At 44.5% G+C, this 10,282-nt stretch carries 15 protein-coding genes; 8 read left to right on the forward strand and 7 right to left on the reverse strand.

Annotated elements, in window-relative coordinates; all coding sequences use genetic code 11:
* Window positions 1–266 precede the first annotated feature (266 nt).
* The 6 genes from JGK14_RS32400 (at window position 267) to JGK14_RS32425 (ending at window position 4,634) form a co-directional block, all read left to right on the forward strand.
* Window positions 267–1,556, forward strand: coding sequence for an ABC transporter substrate-binding protein (locus JGK14_RS32400; RefSeq protein WP_325315939.1), 1,290 nt, complete (start codon window positions 267–269; stop codon window positions 1,554–1,556).
* A 121-nt stretch (window positions 1,557–1,677) separates the two neighbouring features.
* Window positions 1,678–2,628, forward strand: a complete 951-nt coding sequence (locus tag JGK14_RS32405; protein WP_293214068.1) for a branched-chain amino acid ABC transporter permease — start codon at window positions 1,678–1,680, stop codon at window positions 2,626–2,628.
* Window positions 2,629–2,781: 153 nt separating this feature from the next.
* Window positions 2,782–3,717: a branched-chain amino acid ABC transporter permease gene (locus tag JGK14_RS32410; RefSeq protein ID WP_293233247.1), complete on the forward strand. Its 936-nt coding sequence runs from the start codon at window positions 2,782–2,784 to the stop codon at window positions 3,715–3,717.
* Window positions 3,718–3,846: 129 nt separating this feature from the next.
* Window positions 3,847–4,065: a hypothetical protein gene (locus JGK14_RS32415; RefSeq protein ID WP_293186879.1), complete on the forward strand. Its 219-nt coding sequence runs from the start codon at window positions 3,847–3,849 to the stop codon at window positions 4,063–4,065.
* Between the two features lie 26 nt (window positions 4,066–4,091).
* The gene (locus JGK14_RS32420) at window positions 4,092–4,451 is read left to right on the forward strand and encodes an aspartyl protease family protein (protein WP_293186878.1); all 360 of its coding nucleotides are present in this window, start codon (window positions 4,092–4,094) and stop codon (window positions 4,449–4,451) included.
* Between the two features lie 9 nt (window positions 4,452–4,460).
* The gene (locus JGK14_RS32425; RefSeq protein WP_293226139.1) at window positions 4,461–4,634 is read left to right on the forward strand and encodes a hypothetical protein; all 174 of its coding nucleotides are present in this window, start codon (window positions 4,461–4,463) and stop codon (window positions 4,632–4,634) included.
* Window positions 4,635–4,645: 11 nt separating this feature from the next.
* On the opposite strand, the gene JGK14_RS32430 is transcribed toward JGK14_RS32425, so the two are convergent.
* The 3 genes from JGK14_RS32430 to JGK14_RS32440 all read right to left on the reverse strand — a co-directional run bounded on the left by JGK14_RS32430 (window position 4,646) and on the right by JGK14_RS32440 (window position 6,141).
* Window positions 4,646–5,113, reverse strand: a complete 468-nt coding sequence (locus JGK14_RS32430; protein WP_293186877.1) for a hypothetical protein — start codon at window positions 5,111–5,113, stop codon at window positions 4,646–4,648.
* Window positions 5,114–5,304: 191 nt separating this feature from the next.
* On the reverse strand, window positions 5,305–5,763 hold the full coding sequence (locus JGK14_RS32435) for a hypothetical protein (RefSeq protein ID WP_293208355.1): 459 nt from the start codon (window positions 5,761–5,763) through the stop codon (window positions 5,305–5,307).
* A gap of 222 nt (window positions 5,764–5,985) precedes the next feature.
* Entirely contained in the window at window positions 5,986–6,141 is a 156-nt protein-coding gene (locus JGK14_RS32440; RefSeq protein WP_293208353.1) for a hypothetical protein, read from the reverse strand.
* 23 nt (window positions 6,142–6,164) lie between these two features.
* Between JGK14_RS32440 and JGK14_RS32445 the strand changes: the two genes are divergently transcribed.
* Entirely contained in the window at window positions 6,165–6,380 is a 216-nt protein-coding gene (locus JGK14_RS32445) for a hypothetical protein (RefSeq protein WP_325315940.1), read from the forward strand.
* A 72-nt stretch (window positions 6,381–6,452) separates the two neighbouring features.
* Complete coding sequence (locus JGK14_RS32450; RefSeq protein WP_325315941.1) at window positions 6,453–6,782, forward strand: hypothetical protein; 330 nt, start codon at window positions 6,453–6,455, stop codon at window positions 6,780–6,782.
* A 43-nt stretch (window positions 6,783–6,825) separates the two neighbouring features.
* On the opposite strand, the gene JGK14_RS32455 is transcribed toward JGK14_RS32450, so the two are convergent.
* The 4 genes from JGK14_RS32455 to JGK14_RS32470 all read right to left on the reverse strand — a co-directional run bounded on the left by JGK14_RS32455 (window position 6,826) and on the right by JGK14_RS32470 (window position 10,238).
* Window positions 6,826–7,155: a XisI protein gene (locus tag JGK14_RS32455; protein WP_293208351.1), complete on the reverse strand. Its 330-nt coding sequence runs from the start codon at window positions 7,153–7,155 to the stop codon at window positions 6,826–6,828.
* On the reverse strand, window positions 7,122–7,589 hold the full coding sequence (locus tag JGK14_RS32460) for a XisH family protein (protein WP_293214082.1): 468 nt from the start codon (window positions 7,587–7,589) through the stop codon (window positions 7,122–7,124). The genes JGK14_RS32455 and JGK14_RS32460 overlap by 34 nt, the downstream gene beginning before the upstream one ends.
* Window positions 7,590–7,700: 111 nt before the next feature.
* A complete protein-coding gene (locus JGK14_RS32465) occupies window positions 7,701–9,566 on the reverse strand; it encodes a serine/threonine-protein kinase (RefSeq protein ID WP_325315942.1) in 1,866 nt (621 codons plus the stop codon).
* Window positions 9,567–9,824: 258 nt separating this feature from the next.
* Entirely contained in the window at window positions 9,825–10,238 is a 414-nt protein-coding gene (locus tag JGK14_RS32470) for an aldo/keto reductase (protein WP_325315943.1), read from the reverse strand.
* Window positions 10,239–10,282: the final 44 nt, after the last annotated feature.

Here is a 10,282-nt window from a genome sequence, read left to right on the forward strand (position 1 = left end):
GTGCCTTAAGTTCGCGGTGTGAACCGCTCTCTCTCTGGCGCTTTATTAATATACTTATTTCGCAAGGGCTTGTCAAGCGTTTTGCGAAAATAATTTTGACTTTTTTTTGAAGCCATGCACCGTATGGGTTTCGACTGTTGAGACCGACTCTTTGACCCGATCGCCCAATCTGCTTTTCCGGATTTCACTTGTTTGGGGCGTAATTCTAAGGTTTTTTCCGGGGACTCTTCCGCTAATGGGTAGAATATCTCTACAGACACAGACAGATGTTCTATATATATGTGTTCGATCGCCCGCTCATGAAAAAACCGACAGCTCGCCCTAGTGCCTTATTCGTTACGTGCGCTTCACTGTTGCTGGCTTGCAGTCAGACAAATACTCCCCAAACCTCTACCACAGCATCTCCGGCGACTTCGCCCTCTGCCGGTACTTCGCCACAGGGTTCGGCCGGGCAGAATTCCAAGACTATATATATAGGGATTGGGGTGGCCCAAACTAGCAATGTGGCTTTACTCGGCCAGGAGCAAGTGGCTGGGGCGAAAATTGCTGAGAAGTATTTCAACGATAAGGGCGGTGTGGATGGGACGCCGATTAGATTGGTGTTCCAAGATACGGGTGGAGATGAACAAGGGGCGATTAATGCGTTCAATACTCTGATCAATCAAGATAAGGTGGTGGGGATTGTGGGCCCAACTCTATCACAGCAGGCTTTTGGTGCCGATCCGATCGCCGATCGCGCCAAAGTTCCCGTCCTCGCACCATCCAACACGGCTAAAGGCATTCCCCAGATTGGCGATTATGTAGCCAGAGTCTCCGCGCCTGTCGCCGTGGTGGCACCTAATGCAGTTAAAGCCGCCCTCAAGCAAAATCCCAATATCAAGAAAGTAGCCGTGTTTTTTGCTCAGAATGATGCTTTCAGCAAATCTGAGACTGAAACTTTCCAGAAAACGGTTAAAGAGATGGGGCTGGAATTGGCAACAGTCCAAAAATTCTTGACTACTGATACAGATTTCCAATCTCAAGCCACTAACGCGATCAATGTCAAGCCCGATTTGATCATTATTTCTGGGTTGGCCGCAGATGGAGGTAATTTAATTAAGCAATTGCGGGAGTTGGGCTACAAAGGCGTTATCATTGGCGGCAACGGTTTGAATACTTCCAATGTATTTACTGTGTGTAAGGCTCTTTGTGATGGGGTTTTGATTGCCCAAGCCTACAGCCCGGAATATCAGAATGAAATTAATAAGGCTTTCCGCGATGCTTATCGCGCTCAATTTAAAAAGGAACCGCCTCAGTTTAGCGCTCAAGCTTTTACGGGCGTTCAAGTTTTTGTGGAGTCATTAAAGGCAATTAATGCTCAGTCTAAGGTTAGTGAAAAGCCTTTGGCCGAATTGCGTACAAAGCTTAATGAGCAGTTGTTGGCTGCCAAGTATGACACGCCTTTGGGGGAAATTTCTTTTACGCCGGAAGGTGAAATCAATCAAAAAGACTTTTATGTGGCACAAATTAAAATGGATGCGGATGGAGTTAATGGGAAGTTTGAATTTTTGAAATAAAGGAAGTTCGGCAAGGGATTTTGTAGCGGATTTAACGGATGTAGTCAAAAAATATGACAGTAGTTTTTTAGCTTATTTGTGATTGAATGATTTAATTTTGATGCCTAATTCGTGACTGGCGATGGACTTAACTCTGTTTCTGCAACAATTTCTGAATGGTTTGTCGATCGGCAGCGTGTATGCTATTTTTGCGCTAGGATACACGCTGGTTTTTTCTATTCTCGGGATTATTAATTTTGCTCACGGTGCAGTGTTTACCTTAGGTGCTTATTTCACTTATGCGCTGATGGGCGGTGCTTTCGGTTTTAACGGGTTGTTGGCTAATGCTAGAATTCCCGTGCAGTTGCCTTTCGCGGTGGCGCTAATTTTGGGCAGTGTGTTGGCTGGTTTGGTGGGAGTAATTGTGGAAAGAGTTGCTTTTTTGCCTTTGCGTCGCAGAAACTCCGATCCTCTGCTGACGGTGGTTTCGAGTTTGGGGGCGGCGGTGGCGATCGCAAATATGATTCAATATCTTGTCGGGGCTGAGATTTACACTTTTCCGGCTAATACTTACGGCAATTTGCCAGCAGCTATTAACTTTGGTACGGCGGATCGACAGATTCCGATTCGCACTGTGCAAATAGTGATTTTTGTGGTGGCTGTGGCGATTGTTAGTCTCCTAACTTACTTGATAAATTTCACTAAATTTGGTAAGGCAATGCAGGCGGTGGCTGAAGATGCTACTACTTCTAGTCTGTTGGGGATTGATACTGACAGGTATATTGTTTTGACGTTTTTTGTGAGTAGTTTTCTGGCTGGTTTGGCGGGGAGTTTGGTGGGTTCTAGTGTGAGTATTGCGGGGCCGTATTTTGGGATTGCTTTTGGTTTAAAGGGTTTGGCTGTGATTGTGCTTGGTGGGTTGGGGAGTATTCCGGGGGCTGTTTTTGGTGGGTTTATCATTGGTTTGGTGGAGGCTTTTGTGCCGGGAGATTTTTCGGCTTATAAGGATGCTGTGGCTTTTGCGATATTGTTTATTATGCTGTTGGTTAGGCCGCAGGGTTTGTTTGGGCGGCGTTTGATTCAAAAGGTGTAAGTTTGTTAGATCGATTCCGGTTACATCGGAATGATTTAACCGCAGAGGGCGCAGAGGGCGCAGAGAAAGAGAAGAGAGAAATGAATAATTCGGATGCGATCGCATTTGATAGAAAGCCCGTATTTAAGTATGTTTATAATTTAAGATAAAGTTATGGCTACATTTTTTACTACTTATGGGTTTCTGATTGTCTCGATGTTGCTGGGTGCAATGTTGGGAATGTCGCTGTATTTGCCTCTAATGACTGGTCAGTTGTCTCTCGCTAGCCCTGGTTTTTATGCTTTGGGTGGGTATATTGCGGCGATTTTATCTACGACGGTATTTAAGCAGACAGAAGGTTTATTTCCTCTGCCATTGCTGTTGGTGGAGATGATAATTGCAGGGGCTGTTTCGGGGTTGTTGGGTATTTTGGTGGGAGTTCCGGCGCTGCGGTTGCGGGGGATTTATTTGGCGATCGCAACTATTGCTTTTGTGGAAATTCTGCGGGTTTTATCGCTGAATCTGGACATCACTGGCGGGGCTGTGGGGATTTTTGGGATTCCGCAACCGTTTGGAACGCCGATCGAATATTTGTGGGTTGTACTGCCTTTACTGTTGGTAAGCATGGCGATTCTCTACCGGCTGGAACGCATCCGGGTGGGGCGGGCTTTTGCGGCGATTCGGGCTGATGAGTTGGCGGCTGACGCGATCGGCATTAACCCGACTTTTTACAAGGTTCTGGCTTTTACTTTGGGTGCTATTTTAGCAGGCGTTGTTGGTGCGGTTAGCGCGCATTTTCTCAATACTTGGAACGCCCGTCAAGGTACTTTTGATGCTAGTATTATTTACTTGACTTCTGTGTTGATTGGTGGTAGCAGAACCTTTGTAGGGTCGGTTTTGGGCGGGATGGTTTTTACTGCCTTACCGGAGGTTTTGAGGGGGATGGCAACTATTCAGGGATTGCCGGTTTGGTTGGCGCAATTTTTGCGGGATGGGCGGTTAATTGTATTTGGGGTGCTGATTGTTTTGGGGACGATATTTTTTCCGCAAGGGTTGGTGACGCCAGAGTTGTTGAAAAAGTGGAAAAAGGGCGATCGTACTTCTGTTTAAAATTAGATTTTTGGTAAAAAAAGACAATGTGCGATCGCATCCCAGTCCTTATCGATCGCCTATCTATAAAACCGTGTCTCACAGATCGTTTATGATAAATGTATCCTTGTATGTCTGGGAGTTTAAACTATGTCTCTCGCTGAGTTAATTCCTTTGGTGAACAGTCTGAGCCAGTCAGACAAATTATCACTCTTCAAACTCCTAGCTGTGCAAATCCCAAAGGCTGAACTACAAGTTATCTTTTCTGCATCAGAGTATCCGGTTTGGTCGCCCTACGACGCAACGGAAGCTGCAAACCTTCTGATGCAGATGATTCGGGATGACCGAGAGGCATCTACTCATACCTAGTACGATCGAGTTTCCCTTTTCTGACGATGAAGCATTACCCACGATTCCCATCACTCGCTCGTCATGCAGGCTTTTCTGTCTCCGCGAATGCACTGCTAGATACTGGGTCTGCGGTCAACCTATTACCTTATGACATAGGGCTGCAATTGGGTGCAATTTGGGAGGAACAAACTGTCCGCTTGCCATTGGCAGGAAATCTTGCAAGTGTTGAGGCGCGGGGTGTATTTGTGCAGGTTCAAATTGGGAATTTGGAACCAGTTCGTCTAGCATTTGCCTGGGCAGAATCCTCTCAAATACCCTTAATTCTTGGGCAAACAAACTTCTTTCGAGAATTTGATGTTTGTTTTCAGAGATCGCGATGCACGATCGAGATTATCCGCTTCTAATAAGCGTCGATGTCGATCGGTAAAAAAGAGAGGGGCGAGCGCATCCACACAAAGAGTGCGATCGCCCTGTCCGTGAAAAAAGACAAGGTGCGATCGCATCCACACCCCTTATCGATCGCCATCAATAAAAAAAGTAATAGCGCTCTAGTGAGAAATAGCGTCTTCAGATTAGAACTTCCATAAACGTGGGCGACCTATTGGATAGGTCTACCGTCTGGGATGCTGACCAAAGCCGGACAAGATATAGGTGTTACCGCTTTTAGAACAAAGTTACGTTCAAAAGCTTTTGGACCTGCAACCCAGCGTTTAGTACCTTGATCCAAAAGATACGCTTTGTTATTTAAACGATGACCGTTCTCTTTACAAAGAACAACTCTATTTTCCATTGTTAATGGTGATGCTTCCTCAATCAGCTCGACATCTATATATTGCTGAACCTGCCTTCCAGGAAACAAGAGGTCGAAAACATTAGGACCTGCAATCCACCGTCGTTTTCCTTGATCGATCCAGTAGACTTTACCATTACTAGGATGCGCGAGTAGTAAGCCATTCAAATCTGAGCGGTTCTTAGGTTGAGCTTGAGCATCATTAATAAATCCAGTAAAAACTTGGGCTAAGGTAGCCGCAGCAAGGCACATTGTAAATTTCAGTAATTTATTCATCTTGTCACCTAAACATTCGCATCTATCGATTTACAGTCATAAATCAACAGAGATAACTCTGTCAGTCGGATTGAGTCGGAACTTTTCCCGAAAAATTTGCTCAAATGTCGCAAAGATCGGAGAATATCTGAAAAACCTCCCTATCTGATCGCTCTACGGACATCGCAGAAGTATTAAAAATACCCAAGATTTTATCCAGGATTGGGGCAAGTACCAATATTTGTCAAACCTTGAGAGATAACTTCTAGAGAAAGACCTTCCAGCGGCGCTCCAAATTGCTGGCGTAACAATCCGAACAATGACGGTCCTACGTGGCAAATCTCTTTACGGGAGTTGATGTACATCACTCTGCCTTGGTTGTTTGGTGGCACATAAAGCCCTTGAGGCCATAGACAACCACCTCGAAAATTATAGGGAGTAAAAGGTGCATTTCCTCTACTCGGCATACCTCTATTAACAAATAGCCTCAACTGGGGAGGACCGACAATGTGACACGAAGTTTTCTCGGTGTTATTCCAGTAATATAGGTGACCTTGACTCTCATAGATACCAGATAAAATATTTGGAGGTGGTGGATTCTGAGCTACCCCTGGTAATGCAGAAGCAAAAATTCCAACTCCAGAAATCATGCCCACAATCAATTTTTTCATACTTATCTCCTTTTACGGATTCATATTTAACAATCTAAGTGTCAAACAATACCTTCCCAATCCAAACCCAAGCCCGATCGCCCTGTCAGTCGGATTGAGTCGGAACTTTTCCAGAAAAATTTGCTCAAATGTCGGAAAGATCGGATAATATCGGAAAAACCTGTCTATCTGACCGATCGATGGACATCGCAGAAGCCTGAAAACTGGTAGATGAAATTCTGTTCACAATACAGGCGATCGCCCAAAACCTATAAGATAATTTAGAAGTGCGATCGCAACTCGCAAAATAGTAAAGCCCCATCGGTCGCTGTTGGAGATTAAGATTAGATGCCCAGTCCCTTCTACCAACCAAGCTGCTTTGTAGCTCTTCCTTATCATAGACCGATCGCCCAAAACTGACAATGGAAAAAAAGACGGAAAAAGACGGGTATTTCTCAACTCGGGGTGCAAGGCGGAAAAAGACGGAAAAAGTCTGGTATAGTAACGAGAGTTCTCTGACACCCCTAGTGATGAACACCGCCGATATCTTGGAATTTGTAGATGAAGCGCTCAACGCGAAAACAGGCAAACATCTCAATGACTTGCAGCGTAAAATTATCGAGGGAATACTGAATTGACAAAAATATTCTGATATTGCAGGTACTTACGGTTGTACGGCGGGTCATGCTAAGGATTTAGGTTATAAACTTTTGCAAATGTTATCTGATACTTTTGATGAACCAGTTGATAAAAGTAATCTGGAATCTGTTCTAGAACGGCAATTAAATCTGAATATAAATTTTGGCGATCGCAACACTACTAATTTTTGGGAGAGCAACACAATTAATTATATCAATGGTTGCTCAGAACTACCCACTTCTACCCCAGATAAAAGTCAGGCTGCGACTCCCGACTATCAGGACGGCACGAATCAAGTTAAAATTGACATGGTTGGTAAATTACGACAGTTGGGATTGAAGGATGAGCAAATTGCAGGGGTGCTAGGACTACCCTTGGATGTCGTGAAGCAGATAGATTGAAAAGAATGAGTTTATTTTTCGATCGCTCTTTTGCCTTTCATCACTACACAGCGGTAGTCAAAGCTGTTAAAGAGTGTGGCAGAAAAGCTAAAACAATAGCGTTTTCTGGAATACCTTGGTCTATTAAATTTTGGGTAATGCCACATTCCATGCCGTCGTATTCAATATAAACTTTTCCATCTTCTAGGGTAATGTAAATTAAATTCCCTCTCACTCGCCGTCCTCTATCCCAACCCACTTGCATTAAAGCATAGCGATCGCGCGTTTCATCCAACACCGGATCTAGTCTAATGTCTCCATGAGAGGGACGCAATTTAGCGTATTGAAGAATCACCTGTTTTACGATTTCTCGATAGGTCGCGCTGGTATCCATTGTTTTACCTCGGTTTTTTTCAAATCTATAATCACCAATTTTAGGGGAATTTCGGCGATGACGAGTTCACCAATTGGCTCACTGAAGACATCGTAATAAGCGGTGTCAGGAATGGCTAAGTAAACCTGGCGTTCCGGATCGACTTGCTTCAGCAATAGCCGATAAACCATATATTGTCCAATTGCTTGCTCTAAATTGGCGATCGCTGATGGGCCGCGAAATTCTTTAATCTCGATAGCGATGCGACTGTTTTGATATTCTGCACCAATGAACCGTCCGTCAATCCGATCGAGACTGGATGATTCAGTAGCACCTAAATCTACAAATAAAAATCGCTCCCCGTAAGAAATAACATAGGGATCGTCGGTGATTTGCCAACCATCTTTGACAATTGCTTGTTTGACAATGTTATGGATAGAATCTCTTGCGGGCATTACCTAAATTTTAGCTAAGTTTATCTATTATAGCGCGATCACAATCCGATTTCTGCGATTCGGGAGTTGTGGCGGAAATTGGAGAGGGAGAATGGAATGACTTCTACTATTTTATCGATTGCACCCCCAAATTTTAATAGTTCTGTCACTGCTGCCGCTCGCCAAAAACTCTCCTTCCGGGCTAAAATTAACAGAATACACCGAGTTAGTATGACCCGCAATATTACAAATTTCTTCACCGTCTTTAACCCGCCAAATCTTGATTGTTTGATTGCTGCTACTAGCCAGAATCTCGCTATCTGGACTAAATGCGATCGAATCAACGTACCAGGAATGACCTGTAATAGTTAAAACTTCTTGCCAATCTTTAACCCACCAAATTTTGATCGTATTGTCGTGACTGCCGCTTGCCAGAAACTCTCCGTTTGGGCTGAAAGCTAGGCAGCGAACGCAGTCCGTATGACTTGTCAGCGTGCGAATTAGCTTGCCATCTTTGACTCGCCAAATTTTGATGGTTCTGTCCCAACTGCTGCTAGCAATAGTTTCTCCGTCTGGACTGAAGGCGACGAAGTAAACTAAGTTAATGTGACCGGAAAACGTGCAAATTTCTTGCCCGTCTTTCACGCGCCAAAGTTTGATGGTTTTGTCCCAACTGCTACTAGCAATAGTTTCGCCATCTGGACTGAAAGCTAAGCCATAAACGGAGTTAATGTGACCGGAAAGTGTGCGAATTTCTTGCCCGTCTTTCATTCGCCAAAGTTTGATTGTTTTGTCGTGGCTGCTGCTGGCGAGTGTCTTTCCGTCAGGGCTGAAAACTACTGTATAAACTGAGTTAGCGTGTCCTGCGAGAGTGACTATTTCTTGCCCGTCTTCAACTTGCCAAAGTTTGATTGTTTTGTCATCGCTGCCGCTGGCGATAACTTCTCCGTTGGGGCTGAAAGCTACAGATGAAATTAAGTTTTTGTGTCCGCTTAATGTGTGAATACATTGCCAGTTATGGGTTTGCTGTGGGGGCGGATTGGGATTGGTGGCGGGTTTGACTGGTTTGGTGATTTTTTGCGGAATGGTGAGTTTAATTGCTGCTTGGGGATTCAGTTGTGTTAATACTTCTACAGCAGTTTGATAGCGGCGGTTGGTAGCATTTTCAATCATTTTATCTAAAATTTTCCCGAGTTCTTTACTCACCGGGTTGTTACTTAAATACTGCCGCCAAATCCAGGCATCCTCGCCCGGATCGAACAGATCAAATGGGGAAACTTGAGTTAATAAATACAGGCAAGTTACGCCTAAACTGTACAAATCGCTGGTGAAAGATGCTTTGCCTCGGGCTTGTTCCGGGGCGATGTATTCGGGGCTGCCGATGCTGGTTCCTGTTTTGAGTAAGGCTGTACCTGTGGCAATTTTGGCAGCGCCAAAGTCTACTATAACTAATTGTTTATCGGCGCGGCGGATGATATTTCCTGGTTTGATGTCTCGGTGAATAACGTTGTGAGAATGGATGAAGTGCAGGACGGGTAGTAAGCTGTTGAGTAATTCTTGAATCTGAGTTTCTGTAAATGTGCCTTCTGTTGCTATAATTTGTGCTAGGTTTTGTCCGTCGATGAATTCTTGGACTACATATTGTCGGTTGTCTTGGATGGAATAGGCTAATAGTTCGGGAATTTGAGGGTGTTTTCCCAATTCATCCAATCGGATTGCTTCTTGTTCAAAAAGTTCGGCGGCTTTTTTGCTGTTGCGATTGCTGGCTGATGGGATGAGTTGGGTTTCTGTGGGTAAAAATTGTTTGATGACGCAGCGGGGTTTTGAGGGTTTGTCTTCGTCAACGGCGAGGAATGTTCTGCCAAAACCTCCTTGTCCGATCGCCTTTATGGCCCGATATCTGTCGCGCAGCAGCAGTTTTGACCGACAATTTCGGCAAATTTTGGCTGCATCCGGGTTTTGGGGCTTGGAACAATTGGGGTTTAGGCAGTAACTCATTCGATTTGGGATTTGGGATTTGGGGATTTGGGATTTGAGATATGGGAAGCTAGAGCGAATAAAACTTGTGAATAAATACCAAAAAAACCGGGTTTTATATCGAATCTGCGGGCTGTAACGCAGTACAATGCAAAAAACCCGGTTTCTGACTATCCATGCGTCCGAGACTTTAAAAGTTGGTTTGATCGTTCGGACTAAAGTTCTTTATCAACTGTCAACTGTCAACTGTCAACTGTCAACTGTCAACTGTCAACTATTTTAGAAGTTCCACATGACGGGATTGTCATCTAAACGATCGGTGACTGTTCGCCCGATCGCGTCAATCTCTTTTAAGTCCTCCTGACTCAACTTTACCTCAGCCGCTTTAGCGTTATCGGTGGCTTGTTCTGCGTCGCGGGCGCCGACAATTGCATTGGTTTGTGGCTGGGCAATCAACCACGCTAATGCTAAGTTTCCTAAGCTTGTTTGGTGGCGATCGGCAATTGGCTTGAGTTGATTTAATGCTGTTTGCACTCGGGCATAATTTTCTTTGAGGAACAGCTTATTTTTGGTGCGGTGGTCGCCTTCTGCAAATTTGTGTTCTGGCCCAAATTTACCTGTCAATATTCCTTGAGCTAGAGAAAGCACGACTTTTCTACCCTTCCAGCCATTATGCCTGTACTTTCTAGACACTTTCTATTTGTTTAACGTATTTGCGTCATTACAGCCGTTGAGGT

The organism is Microcoleus sp. PH2017_28_MFU_U_A (assembly GCF_020738035.1).
GTDB lineage: Bacteria > Cyanobacteriota > Cyanobacteriia > Cyanobacteriales > Microcoleaceae > Microcoleus.